At 35.9% G+C, this 22,485-nt stretch carries 23 protein-coding genes and 1 tRNA gene; 17 read left to right on the top strand and 7 right to left on the bottom strand.

From position 1 onward, the window contains the following. Positions 1 to 168: 168 nt before the first annotated feature. A tRNA-Arg gene (locus tag KO527_RS06910) sits at positions 169 to 245 on the top strand. Positions 246 to 375: 130 nt separating this feature from the next. Here the strand turns inward: KO527_RS06910 and KO527_RS06915 are convergent. The 3 genes from KO527_RS06915 to KO527_RS06925 form a co-directional block, all read right to left on the bottom strand. Beyond that, the gene (locus KO527_RS06915) at positions 376 to 1,068 is read right to left on the bottom strand and encodes an LrgB family protein (protein WP_252733507.1); all 693 of its coding nucleotides are present in this window, start codon (positions 1,066 to 1,068) and stop codon (positions 376 to 378) included. Continuing rightward, positions 1,065 to 1,415 carry a CidA/LrgA family protein gene (locus KO527_RS06920; RefSeq protein ID WP_216039610.1) on the bottom strand — a complete coding sequence of 117 codons (351 nt, stop codon included), beginning with the start codon at positions 1,413 to 1,415 and terminating at the stop codon, positions 1,065 to 1,067. The genes KO527_RS06915 and KO527_RS06920 overlap by 4 nt, the downstream gene beginning before the upstream one ends. Positions 1,416 to 1,486: 71 nt before the next feature. Then, the gene (locus KO527_RS06925; RefSeq protein WP_216039611.1) at positions 1,487 to 2,290 is read right to left on the bottom strand and encodes a crotonase/enoyl-CoA hydratase family protein; all 804 of its coding nucleotides are present in this window, start codon (positions 2,288 to 2,290) and stop codon (positions 1,487 to 1,489) included. A gap of 348 nt (positions 2,291 to 2,638) precedes the next feature. Here KO527_RS06925 and KO527_RS06930 point away from each other — a divergent pair, with 348 nt between their 5' ends. The 5 genes from KO527_RS06930 (at position 2,639) to KO527_RS06950 (ending at position 8,669) form a co-directional block, all read left to right on the top strand. Then, positions 2,639 to 3,838, top strand: coding sequence for an efflux RND transporter periplasmic adaptor subunit (locus KO527_RS06930; RefSeq protein ID WP_216039612.1), 1,200 nt, complete (start codon positions 2,639 to 2,641; stop codon positions 3,836 to 3,838). Between the two features lie 9 nt (positions 3,839 to 3,847). Further along, positions 3,848 to 6,964 (top strand): multidrug efflux RND transporter permease subunit, encoded by a 3,117-nt coding sequence (locus KO527_RS06935; protein WP_216039613.1) that lies wholly within the window; start codon positions 3,848 to 3,850, stop codon positions 6,962 to 6,964. Between the two features lie 90 nt (positions 6,965 to 7,054). Then, complete coding sequence (locus KO527_RS06940) at positions 7,055 to 7,387, top strand: HI1450 family dsDNA-mimic protein (RefSeq protein ID WP_216039614.1); 333 nt, start codon at positions 7,055 to 7,057, stop codon at positions 7,385 to 7,387. Between the two features lie 9 nt (positions 7,388 to 7,396). Continuing rightward, positions 7,397 to 8,197: a DUF481 domain-containing protein gene (locus KO527_RS06945; protein WP_252733509.1), complete on the top strand. Its 801-nt coding sequence runs from the start codon at positions 7,397 to 7,399 to the stop codon at positions 8,195 to 8,197. A 28-nt stretch (positions 8,198 to 8,225) separates the two neighbouring features. Then, positions 8,226 to 8,669, top strand: coding sequence for a hypothetical protein (locus tag KO527_RS06950; RefSeq protein ID WP_216039615.1), 444 nt, complete (start codon positions 8,226 to 8,228; stop codon positions 8,667 to 8,669). Between the two features lie 81 nt (positions 8,670 to 8,750). On the opposite strand, the gene KO527_RS06955 is transcribed toward KO527_RS06950, so the two are convergent. Together KO527_RS06955 and ygfZ are read right to left on the bottom strand one after the other, a co-directional pair. Continuing rightward, positions 8,751 to 9,302 (bottom strand): peptidylprolyl isomerase, encoded by a 552-nt coding sequence (locus tag KO527_RS06955; protein ID WP_216039616.1) that lies wholly within the window; start codon positions 9,300 to 9,302, stop codon positions 8,751 to 8,753. A 15-nt stretch (positions 9,303 to 9,317) separates the two neighbouring features. Then, on the bottom strand, positions 9,318 to 10,304 hold the full coding sequence (gene ygfZ, locus KO527_RS06960; protein WP_252733510.1) for a tRNA-modifying protein YgfZ: 987 nt from the start codon (positions 10,302 to 10,304) through the stop codon (positions 9,318 to 9,320). Positions 10,305 to 10,354: 50 nt separating this feature from the next. Here ygfZ and KO527_RS06965 point away from each other — a divergent pair, with 50 nt between their 5' ends. Continuing rightward, positions 10,355 to 10,606 (top strand): succinate dehydrogenase assembly factor 2, encoded by a 252-nt coding sequence (locus KO527_RS06965; protein ID WP_216039617.1) that lies wholly within the window; start codon positions 10,355 to 10,357, stop codon positions 10,604 to 10,606. A 490-nt stretch (positions 10,607 to 11,096) separates the two neighbouring features. On the opposite strand, the gene nadB is transcribed toward KO527_RS06965, so the two are convergent. Then, entirely contained in the window at positions 11,097 to 12,716 is a 1,620-nt protein-coding gene (nadB, locus tag KO527_RS06970; RefSeq protein WP_216039618.1) for an L-aspartate oxidase, read from the bottom strand. Between the two features lie 225 nt (positions 12,717 to 12,941). On the opposite strand from nadB, the gene rpoE reads away from it, so the two are divergent. The 10 genes from rpoE (at position 12,942) to pdxJ (ending at position 21,725) form a co-directional block, all read left to right on the top strand. Beyond that, on the top strand, positions 12,942 to 13,523 hold the full coding sequence (rpoE, locus tag KO527_RS06975) for an RNA polymerase sigma factor RpoE (RefSeq protein WP_042142804.1): 582 nt from the start codon (positions 12,942 to 12,944) through the stop codon (positions 13,521 to 13,523). Between the two features lie 40 nt (positions 13,524 to 13,563). Further along, positions 13,564 to 14,193, top strand: a complete 630-nt coding sequence (locus KO527_RS06980) for an RseA family anti-sigma factor (RefSeq protein ID WP_216039619.1) — start codon at positions 13,564 to 13,566, stop codon at positions 14,191 to 14,193. A gap of 4 nt (positions 14,194 to 14,197) precedes the next feature. After that, entirely contained in the window at positions 14,198 to 15,232 is a 1,035-nt protein-coding gene (locus tag KO527_RS06985) for a MucB/RseB C-terminal domain-containing protein (RefSeq protein WP_252733512.1), read from the top strand. Between the two features lie 37 nt (positions 15,233 to 15,269). Further along, positions 15,270 to 15,719, top strand: coding sequence for a SoxR reducing system RseC family protein (locus KO527_RS06990; protein WP_216039620.1), 450 nt, complete (start codon positions 15,270 to 15,272; stop codon positions 15,717 to 15,719). 86 nt (positions 15,720 to 15,805) lie between these two features. Next, a complete protein-coding gene (lepA, locus tag KO527_RS06995; protein WP_216039621.1) occupies positions 15,806 to 17,593 on the top strand; it encodes a translation elongation factor 4 in 1,788 nt (595 codons plus the stop codon). 14 nt (positions 17,594 to 17,607) lie between these two features. Next, positions 17,608 to 18,543 (top strand): signal peptidase I, encoded by a 936-nt coding sequence (gene lepB, locus KO527_RS07000; protein WP_216039622.1) that lies wholly within the window; start codon positions 17,608 to 17,610, stop codon positions 18,541 to 18,543. A 42-nt stretch (positions 18,544 to 18,585) separates the two neighbouring features. Next, a complete protein-coding gene (rnc, locus tag KO527_RS07005; RefSeq protein WP_042142794.1) occupies positions 18,586 to 19,269 on the top strand; it encodes a ribonuclease III in 684 nt (227 codons plus the stop codon). 95 nt (positions 19,270 to 19,364) lie between these two features. Next, positions 19,365 to 20,240, top strand: a complete 876-nt coding sequence (gene era / locus KO527_RS07010) for a GTPase Era (protein ID WP_042142848.1) — start codon at positions 19,365 to 19,367, stop codon at positions 20,238 to 20,240. Positions 20,241 to 20,256: 16 nt separating this feature from the next. Continuing rightward, positions 20,257 to 20,967 carry a DNA repair protein RecO gene (recO, locus tag KO527_RS07015; protein WP_216039623.1) on the top strand — a complete coding sequence of 237 codons (711 nt, stop codon included), beginning with the start codon at positions 20,257 to 20,259 and terminating at the stop codon, positions 20,965 to 20,967. Between the two features lie 26 nt (positions 20,968 to 20,993). Further along, positions 20,994 to 21,725 carry a pyridoxine 5'-phosphate synthase gene (gene pdxJ, locus KO527_RS07020; protein ID WP_216039624.1) on the top strand — a complete coding sequence of 244 codons (732 nt, stop codon included), beginning with the start codon at positions 20,994 to 20,996 and terminating at the stop codon, positions 21,723 to 21,725. 62 nt (positions 21,726 to 21,787) lie between these two features. Here the strand turns inward: pdxJ and KO527_RS07025 are convergent, their stop codons facing one another. Beyond that, a complete protein-coding gene (locus tag KO527_RS07025) occupies positions 21,788 to 22,297 on the bottom strand; it encodes an RDD family protein (RefSeq protein WP_216039625.1) in 510 nt (169 codons plus the stop codon). Positions 22,298 to 22,485 lie beyond the last annotated feature (188 nt).

The raw sequence follows: 22,485 nt of genomic DNA on the forward strand, positions 1-22,485 counted from the left end.
CCTGCGCCCACCACTTTAGACTCTTTCATTAGAGATACAAGCCGACATTAAGTCGGTTTTTTTGTCTAATAAATAGATCATTAACTTAAGATGAAAAATAAAGTTAATCTAAAATGGATACGAACCTGGTTCGTTAATCTAATTTAGAGGTAAAGTAATATCTAAAGTGGGTGCATAGCTCAGCTGGATAGAGTACTCGGCTACGAACCGAGCGGTCGGAGGTTCGAATCCTCCTGCGCCCACCACTTTAGACTCTCGTAATAGAGATATAGGCCGACACTTAAGTCGGTTTTTTTGTGCCTGAAATTTGAGTTTTGGGCTCTTTAGATTCTTACCATAACAAAGAGCTTCATTTATTTTACCGGCAGACTAAAGCTATATACTTTTCAATGCACTCATAAGCAAAGGGTATAAAATAGGTAAGATAATAGAAGTGAGTACAGCACTGACAATTAAAGATACCGACGCAAAAGCACCTATTTTAGAATCAATCTCTACAGCACGTGCTGTACCAAGTGCATGGCATGCTGCTCCCATAGCTAATCCTTGTGCAGCTTTATCTGATACACCTATTAATTTTAAAAATGGATGAGCAAAAATAGCCCCTAATACGCCAATTAATATCACAATAGCGGCGGCGAGGGCGGCGATGCCTCCTAAAGAGTTTGCTAATGTCATTGCGATAGGAGAAGTTACCGCATTGGGGGCAATAGAAGCGATTATCTGATTATCAGCACCTAAGATATAAGCGATAAATAAAGCTATGCTTGTAGAACTTAGTACACCTAAAGTGCAAGCAATTAAAATATTATTTAACTGAGATTTTATATAAACAAACTCTTTATATAAAGGCATTGCTAACGCCACAATTGCGGGCTCTAGTAATAAAGTTAAAGGTAAATTACTGTTTGCGTAGTCTGAATAAGTACTGTCACTTGAAATTAAAATCAGCATAATTAAAAGCATAGTCAATAAAATCGGGTTAAGAATAAGCCAAGTCGTTTTATTTTGAATAGCTTTAAATATAAAAAATATAACGATGGTAAGAATAATTCCGATATAAATCATGATGTCGACTTATTTAACTTCTGAAATATAAGGCCGACGACAGCTAAAGTGATAATGCAGCTTGCAATAACACTGATACTTATCGTTATTAAGTTATCTTTTAATAATCCTAAATGCTCAATAATCCCTACAAGAGTAGGAATAAAAAGCAAAGGCATAGATTTTAATAATGGTGCAGAGCAAGGTAATACTGTGTGATGTTTTACAACGCCGGTCATTAATAAAGTAAAAAGTATTAACATGCCAAAAATGGCACTTGGAAAAACAAGGTTAAATGTGTAAGAAATTAGCTTGCCTGAAAATAGACAAGCTAAAATAATGATTGCACTGATAAAATACTTCAACATTTAATATACACCAACGAATACTTAACTAATAAGCTAACATATAAATCATGACTCGGTTACTAGCCATTAGGTTACCAGTGAGATCTGGGTGAAAACTCAGCTTGTTGTTTTTTCTTATTTGCTTTGATTACTTTTTTTGTGTTTTCATTAAGCAATAATTTGATTTGGTTGCAAGTTTCTCTGGCTAAGATTCTTCGATTATTTGATTGGTGGCTTGTTTGATATAAACGTTTTACTGCTGCAATTGTATCAGGTGATTTTTGTATTATCTGCTCTAATAAAATATTAGTTTGCCCATCTAAATCATCAGTTATAAAGCTAATTAAATTTTGTTCTAATGCTTGTTGGGCTGAAATGGGTTCAGCATGTGTTGTTAACCAAAGCGCTTGATCATATGGCATCAGTTTAGCCAATTGGACACTTGCTCCCATATCTGGGCATAATCCCCAGCGTGCTTCCATAATTGCAAAGCTACAATCTTTACGTGCAATTCGGTAATCTGCACCCAAAGCGATCTGCATACCACCTCCCCAACAACGACCCTGAATTTGTGCAATGACAGGAATAGACAGTGATTGCCAACCTAGTGTGACTCTTTGAGCTAAGTTTTGGTTTCCTGGTAGCCATTTGAATAATAGTTTGAATACTTGAATGGGCTGTTTCATTACACTGGCAACATCTAAGCCTGTGCAAAAGTCATTGCCATTTGCTTTTAAAATAACTGCGCGAATATTTTTATCTTTTTTTATTTTTTTTATCACGCGGTCTATCGCTAGGAACATAGAGAAATTAAGTGCATTGAGTTTTTCTGAGCGATTTAACGTGACAGTGGCAATTTGGTTATTAACACTAAGTATAATTAGATTGTTACTCATCGGACCTCCTTTTTAATCAGCGTAAAATTTTAATAGCAAAAAGTAAAGTGGCAAATTTAAGGAACTGGAAGATAAATAATCAGTCTACTCATACTAGGTTCATTTTTCTATCGTTACAATTAAGGCGATGGCTTACTAATCAAGGTATTTAAGGTTTTGATGAAAAGTCACATTTTGTAGACTTTTAATAATATATAATAATTTCATTATTTATCAGCTTAATAAAATAAATCGCTGAGTTGTTGTCTTTTATCAGTCAATTACATTACTTTATTATTGATAAGTATTACTATTGGTAACAACACGTTATTTTTTAATCAAATTAAAACAGTTAAAGGAAGATTATTTATGTCTGCGCATGATTCGCTTAATAAATATAATAAACAAATAAAATCAAAGTTGATTCAAAGCGTATTGATATCTTCAATCGCTTTAGCTTTAACTGCTTGTGGGAAACAAGAAGCAGCAAAAAAAGTAACACCGCCAGCGGCTGTTTCTGTTTATACAATTAAAACAGATGAAGTTGGTAATTACAGAGAATTTGTAGCGCGTACACAAGCGCATCAAGAAGCTGAAATAAAAGCACGTGTTGAAGGCGAATTATTAAAAAGGCACTTTAATGAAGGTACTGCAATCGCACAAGGCCAAGCATTATTAGAGATAGATCCAGCTGAATTTCAAGCCAGCCTTATTCAAGCTCAAGCTGATCTTAAAAGTAAAATAGCGGCTCAAAATGGTGCGGCAAGAGATTTAAAACGTGGTAAAGATGTTGCAAAGCAAGGGTTTATCTCTCAATCTGATTTAGATAAATTAACAACAAATGCGGCACAAACTTCGGCTGCAGTAAAAGCTGCTGAAGCAGCTCTGGCCAAGGCGAAACTTAATTTAAGCTATACCAAAATATCGGCACCTTTTTCTGGAAAAATCGGTAAAGTAAACTTTAATGTCGGTAATATTGTTGGCCCACAAAGCAACGCTTTAGCAACGTTGACTTCAATTGATCCTATCTATGTAAATTTTCAGGTTGAAGAGTCTGATTACATCACTTATTTACAAAAACACAAAGAGATTAAATCTGCTCAACAAGTACCTATGGATTTAGCGCTTCGTTTACCTAATAACTCTCAGTATGGGCAAATGGGTAAATTAGACTTTGCAGATACTAAAATCGATCAAGGTACAGGTACTGTTGAAATGCGTGCGGTTTTTCCAAATCCTGAAGGAATTGTACTACCGGGTTTATTTGTAACTTTAATTGTAGAAAGCCAAGATAAAAAAGCTATGTCTTTAGTCCCTCAAGCTGCTGTGCAAGAAAACCAACAAGGTAAGTTTGTATTAGTAATAGATGAGAACAATAAGGTTGTTACACGTCATGTCAAACTAGGACGTCGTATTAATGCAATGTGGTTAGTGGAGTCAGGGTTAAAAGCGAATGAAAGCGTGATTATTGAAGGTCTGCAAAAAGTAAAACAAGGCGTTGAAGTTAATCCTGTTGAAAAATCTGTAAATGCAATTACAGGCGTTATAAATAATATAAGCGCAAAATAGAGGCCGACTATGATCAGTAAAATATTTATCAATAGACCTAAGCTTGCCTTAGTCATTTCTATTGTGATCACATTAGCAGGTTTAATCTCTTTGGGATTATTGCCAGTTAATATGTATCCACAAATAACACCGCCTCAAGTGCAAATTACGGCTATGTATCCAGGTGCGAGTGCACAAGTTGTTGAAGAGTCAGTACTTAGACCTATTGAAGAGCAAATAAATGGGGTTGAAGATATGATGTATATCGAATCAACCGCATCAAATAATGGTACTGCAACTATTAATGTGTTCTTTAAAGTAGGTACTGATAGTGATATTGCGCAAGTTAATGTGCAAAATCGTGTTGCTTTGGCAGAAAGCGGTTTACCCGAAGAAGTAAAGCGTCAAGGTGTGAGTGTTAAAAAGCAATCTACCAGCATGTTAATGGGTATTACTTTATATTCAGAGAAAGAAAATTTAGATGAAATTTTTCTAAGTAACTACGCAACTAATTATCTTGCTGAACCTATTGGTCGTTTAAAAGGGGTTGCAGCAGCCTCTGTGATGGGTGAAAAAAGCTACTCTATGCGTATTTGGTTAAAGCCAGATAAAATGGCTTCATTAGGTGTTACTGTTAGTGAGATTCAAGGGGCTTTAAAAGAGCAAAACTTGATAGTTGCAGCAGGTAAACTAGGTGCATCTCCTTCATTACCTAACCAACAGTTTGAATATTCAATTCAAGCAAAAGGTCGTCTAAAAACAGTTGAAGAGTTTGGTCAAACGATTATTCGTGCTAATAATGACGGAAGATTTGTTCGTTTAACTGATATCGCAAGTATAGAGTTAGGCTCTCAAGATTATAGTATTCAAGCTAAATTAAACGGTAATGATACTGCATTTTTAGTTATTTATCAGTTATCTGATGCCAATGCAACTGAAGTAGCGGCATCAGTTAAAGCACAGATGGAAATTTTATCAGAGCGTTTTCCTGATGGTTTAAAATATTCAATTCCATTTGATACAACTAAGTTTATTGACCGTTCAATTGAAGAAGTTGTCGTTACACTATTTCAAGCCGTAGTATTAGTAATATTAGTGGTTTTTTTATTCTTACAAAACTGGCGTGCAACGCTTATCCCATCTGTTGCAATCCCAGTCTCTCTAATTGGTACGTTTGCATTTATGATGCTAATGGGTTACTCAATTAATACCATTACGTTATTTGGTTTAGTATTGGCTATCGGTATTGTTGTTGATGATGCCATTGTTGTAATTGAAAATGTAGAACGTTTACTTAAAGAAGATAAGTTACCAATCAAAGAAGCAGTAACTAAAGCGATGCAACAAGTATCAGGACCTATCATTGCAACCACTTTAGTACTACTTGCTGTGTTTGTGCCTGTTGCATTTATGCCAGGTATAACAGGTGAGCTATATAAACAATTTTCTGTAACGATTTCTTTTGCTGTGATTATTTCATCTATTAATGCGCTGACTTTAAGTCCTGCTTTATGTGTATTGCTATTAAATGAAAAAGCGATGAAACCAATTGGCTGGCTTGCGCCTTTAGAGCGTGGCATTAAAAAGATGACTGCTAGCTATACAGGTAAAATAGACTTTTTATTAAAACGTTCAGCACGTATCGGTATATTAGCCTTAATTATGTTTGCAGCAACGGGTTGGTTAACTAAAGAAGTACCAACAGGTTTTGTACCAGGTGAAGATCAAGGCTATTTATTTGTAAATGTTCAATTACCTGATGCAGCTTCAAGTGTCAGAACTGCTGAAGTAATGAGTAAAGTCGGTGAAGTTATTAAAAAAGATCCTGCGGTAACTGACTTTATTAGTGTTGCAGGTACGTCATTATTAAGTGGTGCGGGCTCTAATAATGGTTTAGGTATCATCATATTAAAAGATTGGGAAGATAGAACTACGCCTGAGCTTGGGTTACGACAAGTCATTCGTCGTATTATGGGTCAGCTTTGGACTATGCCTGATGCACAAGTGATGGTATTTAACCCGCCACCAATTCCTGGTCTTGGTAATAGTTCTGGTTTTGAATTTAGATTACAAGATAGTGAAGGGCGCGATCCAATGGAGTTAGCGCAAGTGATGAACGGTTTAATTTATGAAGCGAACCAAAGACCTGAACTAACTCGTGTATTTAGTACTTTTAGTGCTAACGTGCCGCAATACTTCTTAGAAGTCGATCGTAATAAAGCCAAGGCACAAGGTGTTGCACTGAGTGATATATTTACGACATTACAGGCACAGCTTGGCTCTATGTATATAAACGACTTTAATCAGTTTGGCCGTACATATCGTGTAATGATCCAAGCAGAAACTAAGTTTAGAAAAGACCCATCTGATTTAAGATATTATTTTGTTCGAAATGCACAGGGCGATATGGTGCCATTAACAACACTTGCTAAATTAGAGCCAATTCTTGGGCCAACAAGCATGAATCACTTCAACCTATATCGTAGTGCAAGTATTACAGGTTCTGCAGCACCGGGTTATTCTAGTGGTGAAGCCATAGCTGTGATGCAAGAATTAGCTGAAAACTTACCAGATGGTTATATATATGAGTGGGCGGGTCAATCTAAGCAAGAACTTGAAGCGGGTGATTTAGCGCCTATGTTATTTGGCTTAGCCATTATATTTGTTTACCTATTTTTAGTGGCACAATATGAGAGTTGGACAATTCCATTCTCGGTTATTTCAGCTGTGCCATTAGCCGTATTTGGTTCAATGTTGACCTTATATACTTTAGGTATGGAAAATAATATCTATGCGCAAGTTGGTTTAGTATTACTCATTGGTTTATCAACTAAAACAGCGATCTTAATTGTTGAATTTGCGATGGAACTCAGAGCACAAGGTCAAAGTATTTATGAAGCTGCACTTAATGCTGCAAGATTACGCTTTAGAGCAGTATTGATGACGGCATTATCATTTGTACTTGGCGTATTACCTTTAGTATTTTCATCGGGTGCAGGTGCAAGTAGTCGTATTTTCCTTGGTATCACAGTGCTAGCAGGTATGATAACGGCAACGATATTTGGTACCTTGTTTATTCCTGTATTTTATTCACTTATTCAAAGAATGCGTGAAAAGTTTAAAGGGAAGCCAAGCGAGAGCGTTTAAACTTGAATGTTTTTTATAAAAGCCAAGTTTTACTTGGCTTTTTTTTTGATTAAGGTATAACGATTCAATTATATAAATTAGGTAGATAATATGGAAAATCAATCACATTTGTGGACGTTAGAAGAAGTTGGCAAGCAAGCTTATGATGTGTTTTTAGAGCTCGCACCAGATAACTTAAAACCAGAAGATATCACTAAATTTAACGATGACCGCGAAGAGCATGGGTTTATTGAAGAAGATATCGCAGATGAGAGCTGGAATGGCTTTGTGGAATTCGAAATAGATCAAGAAGATTATGCTCAAGTCATTGTTGGCTTAGAATATGACGGTATTGGCGTAGAAAACCAAGATATTATTTTTGCTAAAATATTAATTAGTCGTGATAAAGCGGCACCTTTTTGTCACGTAATTTGGAAAGATTAGGAGTTTAAAATGTATTACCGAGTATTGATGTTGGCTTGTACTTTAGCCAGTTTCACAACTCATGCTAAAGAGTCTTTTTTTGAAGAATTATCTGAGTATGGTCAATTGGATGATGATGAAATGCACAACGAGAGGCATGGAGAGCTATTTTACGGTGATACCGAATTCGGTTTTATTGTAACTTCAGGTAATACAGATTCATTAGCTGTAAAGTTAAAAGCAAATGTTTTTCAAGATTTTGATAAATGGCGTAATCAATTTAAGTTTGATAGCTTGCTAAAAAAAGATAAAAATCAAGATACCGGCGAGACCGAAAAGTCTGCCGAACGTTATTTTGCTTCTGCCCAAGGCAACTATAAATTAGGAGAGCAAGAAGCCTCTTTTTTTATCTATAGTGACTTTGAAAAAGATAAATTTAGCGGTTTTGATTACCAAACATCTTTATCATCGGGCTATGGCAATCGTTTATACTCAGGTGAGAAGAATACCTTAGATTTTGATATTGGTCCTGGTGTAAACTATCAAGTTAAAGAAGAGGATATTTCAGAGGCGGGTTTGTTAATTCGCTTGGCTTTGCATTGGCAAAGAAATATCTCTGAAAGAACCCGCTTTAACCAAACTTTAAGCAGCGAAAAGTCACTGTCGGGATTAAACTCAAGGTTAAAATCAGAAACATCTTTAATCAGTCAAATAAATAATGATTTCTCATTGAAGTTTTCATACCTATATCGTTATAACTCGACACCTGAAGATGATAAACTGAATTTTGATGGCGAGACCAGCGCTACCATAGTATATAACTTCCAATAATTTACATATGAGCTAAAGAGAATTAATTTTGAATTCAACAGCAGTATATCTTCACAAACAGTTTGCTTATATTATTTTTATCTTATTAAGCTGGATCGCAACTTTTACTGCATTGGCTATTGCTTTATTAGGTCCTATGATCCCTATGGTGATATTTTTAATCATACTTGTAGTGGTGGGTTTTTTATTTCATGGACTAACGATAAAAGTAACTGATGATGAAGTCTCTTGGGGTTTTGGTCCAGGTGTTTTTGGCAAAACAGTTAAACTATCCGATATAGAAAGTGTAAAACCGGTTACAAACTCATTTCGCCATGGTGTTGGTGTTAGGATCACCCATGATGGTTGGGTATATGCAGTACATGGGTTTAGCGCTGTTGAGTTAGAACTTAAAGATGGTACTTCTATTCGTTTAGGTACTAACGATCAAGAGAAATTATTATCTTCGTTAGAGTCGATACTAAAGAAATAAAAGTAGACGAGACTTTAGTTGCGTAAATTAAAGACATAAAAAAACCGCCTACAGGCGGTTTTTTTATGTCTTGCAGTGGGCTTAGCTTTTACAGCTACCAGTGCTACAACAATCATCGTCTTCACCATGCTGATGTGAGTGATCTTCAGAATGGTCGTGGCCACAACCGCCAGCACTATGAACATGTCCATGCGTTAACTCTTCTTCAGTTGCATCACGCACTTCAAGTACTTCAACATCAAAAGTAAGGTCAATACCTGAAAGAGGGTGGTTACCATCAATTACAACGTCATCACCTTGAATTTCAATTACAGTTACAGATTGTTCGCCTTGATCTGTTGTTGCACGAAATTGCATACCAACTTCAACTTCAATGCCTTCAAACATATCTTTAGAGACAGCTTGCATCAAACCTTCATGACGTTCGCCATAACCGTCGATCGCAGGAACTTCAACAGTGAATTTATCACCAACAGTTTTTTCTAATAGTGCCTTTTCAAGACCAGGGATCAAAAAGCCACTACCAATAATCATTTCAAGCGGCTCATTATCAAATGAACTATCAATCGCGTTTTGGTTTTGATCCATCACACTGTAGTGCATTTTTACAACTTTTTTGTCAGCTATTTTCATTTTTAAATTTCCAGATTAATTTTCTTCAATAAGGCTATAAGGTAATGCCTTAATAGCGAAAGAAATTGGGTTGTCTTGTTTTGTTCTAAGTGGTGTATCTAATGCGATATCGTTAGGCATAACTGCTAAAGCGTATGCTTTATTGTTATCAGAATCGAAGCTGGTTTGCAGTAATTTACCTGCACGTCGCCAGTTTTCACCCATTTGCTGTTCAACTTCGTTAGCTTCAAGTTCCTTAGTAGAATCAGCCTCTAAAATATACATAGCGCGTTTGTTTTTACCTAAGAACTTCATTCTAGCAACGGTTTCTTGACCTTTGTAACAGCCTTTTTTGAAGCTGATACCACCAATTGCCTGTAAGTTTACCATTTGTGGAACAAACTCAGAAATTGACTGGCCGTTTAGTTTAGGTTCGCCCGCTAATATAGCTATACTGTTCCATTTATCTTCATTGTCTAACAGTGAAAATGAAGCTGGAAGTTGATCAAGCTTTGTTTTATCTATGCATAAAATAAGGCGATTATTATCTAACTTGATCGCTTTTCCTAAACTGAAGTCTGCTGTGCAGTTATCTGATTCAGGAAATTGAATGTTTAGCTCATTTAAAGCACTGGAAAGATCATCACCAAAAATACCTATCAGCTGGTGGCTTTCATTTTTTACAATATCGACCTTTGCAAAAACAGCATACTTTTTAAATTCTGCTAAAGCATTTTCAAATTCATCTTTAGATGTGATTGCAAAATAATCATCTTGATAATTAAAAAATCTTAAAATAGCCCAAAGTTTACCTTTGGCGTCACATTGTCCAGCCCACAGGAATGAATCATTGGTAAATAAATTTGTATCTTGAGTTATTTGACCGTGAAGATATGACTTTTTATCTTCACCAGTAAATTGGATCAATTGATCCGATAAATGGCAAGCATATATTTGAGGCATTAGCTTTTTAGTATCAGTTGATTTATATGTACATAATAACGTATTTACAGTGCTAAACATCAAAAATTTGGTAGAATAAAGCTAATTAAATAAAATGACAGATGATTTAGATGAGTAACTTAGATAGTAAGGCAAAATTACGTTGGGCTTGCCGCCGTGGTATGTTGGAATTAGATGTATTATTTATGCCTTTTGTTGAAGATGCATATGATTCATTGTCAGATAATGAGAAAGCTATCTTTCAGCGTTTATTAACTGGTGAAGATCCTGAGCTTTTTGCTTGGTTTATGGGTCATGAAGAATGTAAAGATGAAGAGCTTAACTCTATGGTTAAACTTATCTTAAACCGCGTTAAAGTTTAACGATTTGCCTGATATAAACACAGGCTATAAAATCACCTTTAGTGAAAATAAAAAAGATATGTCGCTTATCGCTGCCTTTTTTATTTTCGTTTTTTTTGTGTTAATTATCTCTAGCACACATACTATTTCATATGTTGTTAGTTTTATTACTTGCATATTCAGTTATATATATTGCCGCTATAAAATCCCAGAAATATGGCCTGAATCGGGCTCTTTGTTATTATTTTCCAAAGATAAAATAGAACTGAATTTATCGAGTCACAGTGGTATTAAAGTTAATCAAGGTAATTCATCAATAGCTCGGGTGATGACCTCAAGTATTCATAACGATCGGTTTATTATAATACGTCTTAAAATTCAGAATACACATTCAAATAATAAAAATTGGCTGATCCTTAAAAGGGAAAGTATGAATACAACCGATTTTACTCGGTTGCGTCGTATGATCTTGGCGTTAAAAACTAATCAGCAAAGTTAGCTCTGAGTCGTTTTAAAATTCAGTATGGTTTGTTTGGTTAGGTTTTAAGATTGTTGGTTCAGGTGATGTTAATTGTTCGAGGTAATCTAATGTGTAGTGTAAGCCTCTGCTTTCTTTACGCGAAAGTGCACATTGAATTATCAACTCTGCCACTTGTACTAAATTTCTTAACTCTAATAAATTGTTACTAACTTTAAAATTAGCATAATAATCTTGAATTTCTTGCTGTAATAACTCAACCCTTCTTTGCGCGCGTTCTAAACGTTTAGTTGTTCTTACGATGCCGACATAATCCCACATAAATAATCGAAGTTCATGCCAGTTATGAGTGATAACAACTTCTTCATCTGAATCTGAAACGCGACTCTCATCCCATTCAGGAATTGAATTAAGGCTAGATGATTCACTTGCATCAAGTTTAGTTAAAATATCTTTAGCGGCAGCATGAGCAAAAACAATACACTCTAATAAAGAGTTACTCGCCATACGGTTAGCACCGTGTAGACCGGTATAAGCGACTTCTCCAATGGCATAAAGATTATCTAAATCAGTTTTACCATTAAAGTCAGTTACAACACCACCACAGGTATAATGTGCAGCAGGTACCACAGGTAAAGCTTCTCTTGTGATATCTAGACCAACACTTAAACACTTTGCGTAAATAGTCGGGAAATGTTCAATTATGAAATCTTTATCTTTATGGCTAATATCCAGATAAACACAATTAGCGCCTAAACGTTTCATTTCAAAATCTATTGCGCGCGCTACGATATCTCTTGGTGCAAGCTCTGCACGCTCGTCAAAGTCAGGCATAAAACGCGTACCATCGGGACGTTTTAAATATGCGCCTTCACCACGCATCGCTTCTGTGATTAAAAAGTTTTGTAATTCTGGATGATATAAACTTGTTGGATGAAATTGATTAAATTCCATATTACCGACACGGCAACCAGCTCGCCATGCCATAGCAATACCATCACCACTGGCGATATCTGGGTTCGAAGTATAAAGGTAAACTTTACTTGCACCCCCTGTTGCAAGAGATACAAATTTTGCGGATATGGTTTCTACTTGTTCTTTATTTCTGTTCCAAACATAAAGCCCTTGGCAGTGACTTTTATCTGTTTTTGAAATAACTAAATCAATTGCATTATACTTCTCAAGCAAGGTAATGTTGTCATGTTCTTTTACCCGAGAGATTAAAGTTGTTTGCACCGCTTTACCTGTAGCGTCTGCTGCATGCAATATACGTCTATGACTATGTCCACCTTCTCTGGTTAGGTGATAACGCTCTTTGCCTGCACTGTCATGCTCCATATCAAAGGGAACACCTTGTTTGATTAACCACTTCATACAAGATTTTGCATTACTCGCAGTATAATGCACCGCATCTCGACTACATAGACCGGCTCCGGCATCTAAAGTATCTTCCACATGAGAGTCTACGCTATCATTTTTATCAAATACTGCTGCAATACCGCCTTGAGCGTATAATGTTGAACCTTCATTTAAAGGGCCTTTACTGACAACGAGTACTTTACAGTGATTAGCTAAAGTTAATGCAAGAGAAAGTCCTGCAGCGCCACTGCCAATAATAACGACATCAGTATTATGGTGTTTTTTTTGGTTCATGTATTTGTATCACTTAGGTTACAATGCATATACTTAAACAATCTGAGACACTGGTTTTAAGATTGTTTAAGTATACTTTTCATTTATTTTAAAAAAATTTGCAAAGAAATAGAACTTTTTATTTATATCTTGGTCTGATTATTTGAATTAAGACTTATTGTAATAAAAAACAGTAGTAAAAAGTAACATTGATTTTGCGAAATAATAATAGGAGTACCGGCTCGAATGAGCGAGCAGGAATTAGATTTAGCGATAATAAGAAAGGTTCAGCAAGGGGATAAAAACGCCTTCAACCTATTGGTCAGGAAATATCAGAATAAAGTGGCAAGCTTGATATCGCGTTATGTATCAAATCATGCAGATGTTTCTGATGTTGCACAAGAGGCTTTTATAAAGGCTTATCGTGCGTTGCCAGGCTTTAGAGGAGATAGTGCATTTTATACTTGGTTGTATCGTATTGCTGTAAATTGCGCTAAAAATTATTTGGTGGCTCAAAAAAGAAAGCCGCCTGCAAATGATGTAGATGCCGATGACGCTGAGTTTTATGACGGCGCACATGCTTTGAAAGTAAGTGCTACGCCAGAGAATTTATTGTTAAGTGATGAAGTTAAAAAGGTAATTTTTTCTACCATTGAGACTTTACCAGACGATTTAAAAACAGCTATAACTCTACGAGAACTTGAAGGCATGAGTTATGAAGATATCGCTTTGATCATGGATTGCCCTGTTGGGACGGTTAGATCTCGCATATTTAGAGCACGTGAAGCAATTGACAGTAAGTTAAATCCTTTAATCGAAAATGAATAAGCATCATAGTTAATCGATGCAAAAACAGGCGAGTTAGAATATGACTATTAAGCAGTTAACCGAACAAGATAAAGCTGAAATATCTGCGTTTTTAGATGCAGAAGAAGGCATGAGTGATTTAATGGCTCAATCTGAAGCGGGAAAAACGCTAGAAAGATATTCTTTAATTGGTGATGCAATGCGCGCCGATGATAAAGATTTCATTCATTTAGATATAGCAAGTAAAGTAGCAAGCCAATTAGAGCATGAGCCTATTTTTGCAGACTTTAATAAATCAGAAGTAAAAACAGCATCCGTTAAAGAAGAAAAAGTGCCAGATAATGTAGTGGCATTTAATTGGAAGAAACCGTTTAGCCAAATTGCAATAGCTGCAAGTGTTGCTATGTTTGCGATTATTGGTGTGCAAACCGTACCTTCAGATGAATCGCAGGCTATAACTGAGTCATTACCGAGTTTACAAACGGTTCCTTTTGGCGGTATGGTAGCGCCAGTGAGTTACTCTACAGAGCAACCAGCATTGCAAAATGCAGCTTCTGGATTAAGGAAGTTACAACAACAACGTATTGGGGCTTTGGTTTTAGAGCATCAAAGACAAACTCGTATTGCTAGTTCAGCAAAAAAACAGCAAAATGAAGACTTAAATAATCATGAAAATGAGGATGCCAAATAAAATAATGAGAAAACTAGCCTCTGTAAGTAGTATTTTTCTTTTTATAGGTACTTATTTTGTCACAATGAGTGCGCCAGTTTACAGTAACTCTGTAGTGGCGCAAGATAGTGAAGTAACAACCCAAATAAATAAAGAAGCACGTCCTGAAACAGCAAAGTCATTGCTGATGAAAATGTCAGAAGCCGTTCATAAAAACAACTTTAACGCCTCATTTGCAGTCGTTAAAGGTAATAATATGGAACCTTATAAATGGTTGCATGGCATTAATGGCAACGATGAATTAGAGCACTTAAGTTTATTAAATGGCGCAGGACTCGAAGTTTTTCGTGTTAACAATAAAGTCACCTATTTTGAACCACAATCTGCACCTTATACTGTAATAGCCAAACATATTTCAGGTCCTATCCCTGATGTTTTATTTCAAGATATTACCGTATTAGAACAAGCATATAATTTTACGCTAGGCGGAAAAGGCCGAATCGCCGGACGTGCAGCGCAATTAGTAAAAATTGAAGCTAAAGATGAATCTAAGTTTAATTATTGGTTATGGTTAGATCTAGAGTCAACTTTATTGCTAAAAGCCGCTTATGTTAATAATAAAGGGGAAGCACTAGAGCAGCTGCAACTAACCCATGTTAGCATGACCAAACATATCGCACCTGAACTTATTGAAATGAGTAATAAACAACTTCCTGAAGTTGTTGCCGTAGAAAAAGAAGTTTCGAGCGGTGATATCAAAGATGCACAGGGAAATTGGTTAATAGGCTGGTTACCTGATGGTTTTAAATTATTAAAATCAGATCGTCATAACTTAAATTTAAATAATGAGTTAGCTGACTATTACTTATATGGTGATGGTTTAATCGAAGTTTCTGTTTTTGTTCAACGCCCATTACCAGGTAAAAGAAGAGGTGGTATTTTATCTTCAGGGGCGACTTCGATATTTGTCCATAATGCTGATGGCTATGATGTTTCTGTTGTTGGTAATATTCCTGGCATGACAGCAAAAACAATCGCACAATCAGTTCAGCGAAAATAAAGTGTTATTTTTATGTTGAGTAAGTTGAGTAAATAGCGTGATAGAACAAACTTTAACTGTTACCTCTGTGGATGGCTTAACAGCATTTTTAAGACCAGAAGAAAAACCTACCTGTGAAGGATGTAATGGTCAATGTGGCAGCAAAATATTTAGCAAGCTTTTTGGTGATAAATCACCTGAGCTTGCTTTTGTTTTTGAAGAGCAACTCAACATCGGACAAAAAGTAAAAATGGCACTTGATGATAGTCATGTACTCAAAAGCTCACTGCTAGTTTATTTATTACCACTATTATTTGCGATTGTTTTTGCTATTTCAGGTGCTGCATTAATGTCATTATCTGAAGGTTGGCAAATCTTGTTGGCATTTATTGGCGGTGTCATTGGTTTCTTATTAGCCAAAAAACAGCTTGAAAAAGTAAATTATGATATAAAAGTCATAAAAATTTACCCAAATAGCCTACCATTAACGCAAATAGATGGTGATTAGGCGCATTTAATTGTAAAATTCTCCTTTCGCGCTATTGTCTTTAATAATAGCTGTCCTTTTTTTTATAGTAGTATTGAATCCAGTTTATGAAGCATATCCGTAATTTTTCGATCATCGCACATATTGACCATGGTAAATCAACTCTTTCAGATCGTCTGATCCATTTTTGTGGTGGTTTATCAGACCGTGAAATGCAAGCTCAAGTTTTGGATTCAATGGACATTGAACGCGAACGTGGTATTACCATTAAAGCGCAAAGTGTCACTTTGGACTATAAAGCAAAAGATGGTGAGACATATCAACTAAATTTCATCGACACACCTGGTCATGTAGATTTTTCTTATGAAGTATCACGATCTCTTGCTGCCTGTGAAGGCGCATTATTAGTAGTTGATGCCGGTCAGGGCGTTGAAGCGCAAACAGTTGCCAACTGTTACACTGCATTAGAAATGGACGTAGAAGTACTTCCTATTTTAAATAAAATTGATTTACCACAGGCAGAGCCTGAACGTGTTTCAGAAGAAATTGAAGATATTGTTGGCATCGAAGCAACAGATGCTGTGCAATGTTCTGCTAAAACAGGCATAGGTATACAAGATGTTTTAGAAACCATTGTTGAAAATATCCCAGCACCAAAAGGGGAAACAGACGCACCTTTGCAAGCCTTAATTATAGATTCGTGGTTTGACCCATACCAAGGTGTCGTATCTTTAGTACGTATTAAGCAAGGTGTATTAAACTCAGGTGATAAAATCAGAGTTATGTCGACAGACCAAATACACGGCGCTGATAATATTGGTATTTTCACTCCTAAGCAAACTGCAACACAAACTCTAAAAACAGGTGAAGTTGGATTTATTATCGCCGGTATTAAAGAGATCCACGGTGCACCAGTAGGTGATACAATCACTTTAGCGCGTAAAGGCGCTGAAGAACCTTTATCTGGTTTTGAAAAAGCAAAACCACAAGTTTACGCTGGTATGTTCCCTATCTCATCTGATGATTACGAGAACTTCCGTGATGCACTTGCAAAACTGAGCCTAAATGATGCCTCTTTATTTTATGAGCCAGAGAGTTCAACTGCACTAGGTTTTGGTTTCCGTTGTGGTTTCCTTGGTATGTTACACATGGAAATTATTCAAGAGCGTTTAGAGCGTGAATACGATATGGATTTAATTACCACTGCGCCAACGGTAATTTATGAAATTGAAACTAAACGTGAAACAATTCAAATTGATAATCCGTCTGAACTGCCGCCACTTAACGATATTGTTGAAATTCGTGAGCCTATCGTGGAAGCACATATATTAGTACCAAAAGATTACTTAGGTAATGTCATTACTTTATGTATCGAAAAACGTGGTATGCAAACTAATATGTCTTACCATGGTAATCAAGTCGCTCTTACTTATGAATTACCTATGGCTGAAGTAGTAATGGATTTCTTTGATAAATTGAAATCAACTAGTCGTGGTTTTGCATCGTTGGATTATAATTTTAAGCATTTCCAAGCATCTAACATGGTACGTGTTGATATTTTAATTAATGGTGAGCGTGTAGATGCTTTAGCTATTATTGCACATCATGAAAGCGCACAAACGCGTGGTCGCCAATTAGCTGAAGCATTAAAAGAGCTTATTCCACGTCAACAGTTTGATATTGCGATTCAAGCAGCGATTGGTGCACATGTTATTGCTCGTACAACAATTAAGCAGTTACGTAAAAACGTAATCGCTAAATGTTACGGTGGTGATGTGAGTCGTAAGAAAAAATTACTGAAAAAACAAAAAGAAGGTAAAAAACGCATGAAGCAAGTGGGTAATGTTGAAGTTCCACAAGAAGCGTTTTTAGCAATCCTCAAAGTTGGTAAATAAGGAAAACACATATTATGGCAGGGTATTTTTCAACCTTTTTAGTGATCTTGACATTAGGCAGTGGCTTAATTTGGTTAGTTGACCATTTAATGTTTGCACCTAAAAGAAAAGAGCGCATCGCATTAGCACAAAGTTCATCTGGTGTTGCACTTGACCAAGAAGCGCTTGATAAAATAGCGCCATTACCTGCTATAACTGAATCTGCAATCTCGATATTTCCGATGATTGCAGCTATCACTATTTTTAGATCTTTTATATTTGAACCTTTCCAAATTCCATCAGGTTCAATGATGCCAACATTGCTTGTTGGTGATTTTATATTAGTTCAAAAGTATACCTATGGTATAAAAGATCCAGTTTGGCGTACACAATTAGTTGAAATGGATAATCCAGAACGTGGCGATATTACGGTATTTAAATATCCAATAGATACCAATGTAGACTTTATTAAACGTGTAGTTGGATTACCTGGAGATACCGTTGTTTATCGCAATAAACAGTTATATATAAAACCTCAATGCCAGTCAGGTGAAACACAAAATGCTGGCCTTAAATGTGGTGAGTTTAATAAAATAGGTTTAAACCTTGTAAATGAAGATGAATTTTCAATGCAAGGCATGGCGTTACCACGTTTAACTGAAGAGTTATCAGGGGTCGGGCATGATATTTTAATTAATCCTATGGCACTAGAAGCAAAAGGTCGTTACTTTCAACAACCTGGTACTAAAGCTGATGAATGGCGTGTTCCAGCAGATAGTTACTTTGTAATGGGTGATAACCGTGATAATAGTGCGGATGGTCGTTTTTGGGGATTTGTACCAAAAGAAAATTTAGTAGGTAAAGCTGTTTTTATCTGGATGAGTTTCGAGTTTGATAACACAGCAGATGACTTTTTACCTGGTTGGATACCAACAGGCGTTCGTTTTAATCGCCTAGGCTCTATCCAATAAGCCTTAGTTTTACAGCGTAATTTAAAGAATGAAAATTAGATAATGAAAAAAGACGCAAAAGATTTATATTCTAAAATTGGGTATTCGTTTGTAAACCCTCAGTTATTAGAGCAAGCTTTAACACATAGAAGCCATAAAGGTCAGCATAACGAAAGACTTGAGTTTTTAGGTGATTCAATATTGAGCTTTGTTATTGCTGATAAACTTTATCATCAATTTCCAAAAGCAAGAGAAGGTGATTTAAGCAGAATGCGCTCAACTTTAGTGCGAGGACAAACCCTTGCCGAGTTTGGTGTTGAGTTTAAATTAGGTGACTTTTTAAGGTTAGGCCCTGGAGAGCTGAAAAGTGGTGGTTATCGCAGAGAGTCAACCTTAGCTGATGCTGTTGAAGCGATAATAGGTGCTGTATTTTTAGATTCTGGTATCGATAATTGTCAGGAATTAATCTTAAAGTGGTATGCATCTCGTCTTGAAGCGATTTCTCCTGAAATCAATCAAAAAGACCCAAAAACCTTATTACAAGAGTATCTACAAGCGCGTAAATTACCTTTACCTAGCTATACTGTAATAGATACGAAAGGGCAGGCACATAACCAAATGTTTACGGTTGAGTGTGTTGTTGAAGGCATGGATAGCTTTACATGTGCGGGAACATCTCGACGCAAAGCAGAGCAAAAATCTGCTGAACTTGCGTTACATAAATTAAAGAATGAAGCTAAAAAATGAAACCTGAAAACGATATGAAACACGATGAAGCACCTGATAGCATTTTATCTGATAGCTTAGATCTTAAACATGATATTCCAGACACCCACTGTGGCATGGTAGCCATTGTTGGTCGTCCAAATGTGGGTAAATCTACTTTATTAAATGAAATAATTGAACAAAAGGTGAGTATTACTTCTCGTAAACCGCAAACGACGAGACATCGTATTATGGGTATACATACAGAAGATAATTATCAAGCTGTTTATATTGATACACCAGGGTTACATATAGATGAAAAACGTGCCATTAACCGTTTAATGAACCGTGCTGCAAGTAGTTCTATTGGTGATGTCGAGCTAATACTATTTTTAGTTGAAGGCACACATTGGACTGAAGATGATGAAATGGTACTAAATAAGGTAATGCTTAGTGGTACGCCTGTTTTATTATTGATCAATAAAGTTGACTTAGTTAAAGATAAAGAAGAGTTATTACCTCATCTTGAGTTTTTAGCGAAAAAAGGTGACTTTTTAGATATTTTACCTATCTCTGCGACTAAAGGTAAAAATATCGAAATAATCAAAAATCATGTGAAAGATCACTTACAGCCTTGTGAGTTTTATTTTCCTGAAGATTATGTTACCGATAGATCTATGCGCTTTTTAGCCGCTGAAATCATTCGTGAAAAGTTAATGCGCTTTATGGGTGATGAAGTACCTTACTCAATTACTGTAGAAATCGAGCAGTTCAAATGGCAAGACAATGGCGTTTGGCAGGTAAATGGCTTGATATTAGTAGAGCGTGAAACTCAAAAGCGTATGGTGATTGGCAATAAAGGCGAAAAGCTTAAAACAATTGGCCGAGAAGCGCGTAAAGACATGGAAACCATGTTGGATAACAAAGTTTTCTTAGAGCTTTGGGTTAAAGTGAAGTCTGGCTGGGCTGATGACGAACGTGCTTTACGTAGCTTAGGTTATGGTAGCGAATAGCGCATTATAAAATAAAATGAATACAATACTTTACAATGCATATCTATTGCATCACAGACCTTATAGTGATTCGCAAATAATGATTGATATGCTTGTAGAGGGCGTAGGGCAACTTAGAATGCTTGCTAGACTTAAAGGCAGGCATTCAATTAAACACAAAGCACAACTGCAACCATTCCAACAACTTCTGATCAGCTTTACTGGTAAAGGTGATTTAAAATACCTCACACAATTTGAATTATCTGGTAAAGTCACTTTGCTTAAAGGCAAATCTCTTTATTGCGGGTTTTATTTAAATGAATTATGCCAACGCATCATTCCCCATAATGAACCTATAGAAGATGCTTACGCGCTTTATCATCAGCATATTAATCATTTACAACAAGATAATGAAGTAGAGCCTTATTTGAGAACATTTGAATTTCAATTGTTAGAATTATTAGGTTATGGCATTGATTTTGAGTTTGATATCGCTGGCGATAAAATTCAAACTAAAAGTCAATATCAGTTTTTTGATGAAATGGGATGGGGAAAAATACTGCCAAATGAAGCTGACTATTATAGCTATCAGCAAGCTGTATGCGGTGAACAATTATTAGCAATTTTAAACTATGACTTTAGAAAGTCAGCCGTAAGGCAATTGGCGAAAAAACTCAGTCGCTATTTATTAAAACCCTTATTGGGAAATAAACCTTTAAAAAGCAGAGAGCTATTTATAAAGCCCTGATTTTATAAAATTATAAGGCAATAACAATGAAAGATGTTTTATTAGGTATTAATGTTGATCACATAGCTACATTACGCCAAGCAAGGGGCACAACTTATCCAGATCCTGCTCATGCAGCAAGCGTTGCGGAGCATGCTGGTGCTGATGGTATTACAATTCATTTACGTGAAGATCGCCGTCATATACAAGACAGAGATGTTGCTGTGATGAAGCAGACAATTCAAACCAGAATGAATCTTGAAATTGCTGTAACTGAAGAAATGATTGCAATAGCAATAGATACTCAACCTGAATATGTATGCTTAGTACCAGAAAAACGTGAAGAGCTGACAACAGAAGGTGGTTTAGATGTTGCTGGCAATCAAGACAAAATAGCTGATGCAGTAAAGCGTTTAACAGATGCGGGTATTAAAGTGTCTTTATTTGTAGATGCAGATGAAAAGCAATTAAAAGCCTGTTCATATGTGGGTGCACCTTATATTGAAATTCATACCGGTGCTTACGCTGATGCCCAAAATGATAAAGATCAATTAGCAGAACTAAACCGTATTAAAGATGGCGTTACTTTTGCTGCAGGCCTTGATTTGATTGTCAATGCAGGTCATGGCTTAAATTATCATAATGTAAAACCAATTGCGGCAATAGAAGAGATTTATGAGCTAAATATTGGTCATGCAATCATTGCACGTGCGGCGATTGATGGTTTAGAAAAAGCAGTTAGAGATATGAAACGTTTAATGGTTGAAGCGAGACTTTAATTTAAAAACGGCTAGCAGTAAAAATTTAGCGAGTAAGCATACTCGCTAAATTAATAACATAATTAGTCCATAGATTGATAAATGCGTTTATTTTCTTCTTTAGTTAAAGTAACCATTTCAGTATTAGCAGCATAATCTTGTAAAGCTCGTTTATTTTTAAAATCAATAACAACTAATAAATTACCTAGACCCAATAACGAGCAGAAAGCGCGAATAATCCCCTGCTTAATTGAGATATTACTGCCATCTAAGTTTTGAACTTTTAAACGCCATGAGCGCATACCAATTGTTTGTCCGCCTTTAGTCCAAAAATAAACAAAAAAAGCACAATTAACACCAATTAATAAAATACCTCGAATACTCTCTAAGATCAGGTTGCTCTCAATTAAATCTGAAACATCAATTGCATTACCCAATTTGAGTATTTCTAAAGAGATTAACCCTTGTACAGCAAATAAAAAAAGTACTGTAGTTACCATAGAGAACGCAACAACAACCAAAGCGTCATATACCCAAGAAGCTAATCTGCGACCAAGTCCTGTTCTTGGAAAGTTTATTTCGTTACTCGTCATTTCATACCTAATTTATTTAAAGCGTTTTCGCAAAAACTTATTTTATCAAACCAGATACCGCGAGGGAATTTATTAGATAAAAATGTTTATTAAAACTAAATATTCTTAGTTATAGCTATCAATAAAATCAATAATACTTATATTGAACAATAACCGAGCAGTTAGTCGCTGTAGGGGAAAAAGTACTT

Origin of the sequence: Pseudoalteromonas sp. C2R02 (assembly GCF_018860845.1) — a bacterium.
Lineage (GTDB): Bacteria > Pseudomonadota > Gammaproteobacteria > Enterobacterales > Alteromonadaceae > Pseudoalteromonas.

Coding starts and splice junctions, on each gene's coding strand:
- KO527_RS06915 (WP_252733507.1), bottom strand. CDS start 1,068: ATGATTTATATCGGAATTATTCTTACCATCGTTATATTTTTTATATTT.
- KO527_RS06920 (WP_216039610.1), bottom strand. CDS start 1,415: ATGTTGAAGTATTTTATCAGTGCAATCATTATTTTAGCTTGTCTATTT.
- KO527_RS06925 (WP_216039611.1), bottom strand. CDS start 2,290: ATGAGTAACAATCTAATTATACTTAGTGTTAATAACCAAATTGCCACT.
- KO527_RS06930 (WP_216039612.1), top strand. CDS start 2,639: ATGTCTGCGCATGATTCGCTTAATAAATATAATAAACAAATAAAATCA.
- KO527_RS06935 (WP_216039613.1), top strand. CDS start 3,848: ATGATCAGTAAAATATTTATCAATAGACCTAAGCTTGCCTTAGTCATT.
- KO527_RS06940 (WP_216039614.1), top strand. CDS start 7,055: ATGGAAAATCAATCACATTTGTGGACGTTAGAAGAAGTTGGCAAGCAA.
- KO527_RS06945 (WP_252733509.1), top strand. CDS start 7,397: ATGTATTACCGAGTATTGATGTTGGCTTGTACTTTAGCCAGTTTCACA.
- KO527_RS06955 (WP_216039616.1), bottom strand. CDS start 9,302: ATGAAAATAGCTGACAAAAAAGTTGTAAAAATGCACTACAGTGTGATG.
- ygfZ (WP_252733510.1), bottom strand. CDS start 10,304: ATGTTTAGCACTGTAAATACGTTATTATGTACATATAAATCAACTGAT.
- KO527_RS06965 (WP_216039617.1), top strand. CDS start 10,355: ATGAGTAACTTAGATAGTAAGGCAAAATTACGTTGGGCTTGCCGCCGT.
- nadB (WP_216039618.1), bottom strand. CDS start 12,716: ATGAACCAAAAAAAACACCATAATACTGATGTCGTTATTATTGGCAGT.
- rpoE (WP_042142804.1), top strand. CDS start 12,942: ATGAGCGAGCAGGAATTAGATTTAGCGATAATAAGAAAGGTTCAGCAA.
- KO527_RS06980 (WP_216039619.1), top strand. CDS start 13,564: ATGACTATTAAGCAGTTAACCGAACAAGATAAAGCTGAAATATCTGCG.
- KO527_RS06985 (WP_252733512.1), top strand. CDS start 14,198: ATGAGAAAACTAGCCTCTGTAAGTAGTATTTTTCTTTTTATAGGTACT.
- lepA (WP_216039621.1), top strand. CDS start 15,806: ATGAAGCATATCCGTAATTTTTCGATCATCGCACATATTGACCATGGT.
- lepB (WP_216039622.1), top strand. CDS start 17,608: ATGGCAGGGTATTTTTCAACCTTTTTAGTGATCTTGACATTAGGCAGT.
- rnc (WP_042142794.1), top strand. CDS start 18,586: ATGAAAAAAGACGCAAAAGATTTATATTCTAAAATTGGGTATTCGTTT.
- era (WP_042142848.1), top strand. CDS start 19,365: ATGGTAGCCATTGTTGGTCGTCCAAATGTGGGTAAATCTACTTTATTA.
- recO (WP_216039623.1), top strand. CDS start 20,257: ATGAATACAATACTTTACAATGCATATCTATTGCATCACAGACCTTAT.
- pdxJ (WP_216039624.1), top strand. CDS start 20,994: ATGAAAGATGTTTTATTAGGTATTAATGTTGATCACATAGCTACATTA.
- KO527_RS07025 (WP_216039625.1), bottom strand. CDS start 22,297: ATGACGAGTAACGAAATAAACTTTCCAAGAACAGGACTTGGTCGCAGA.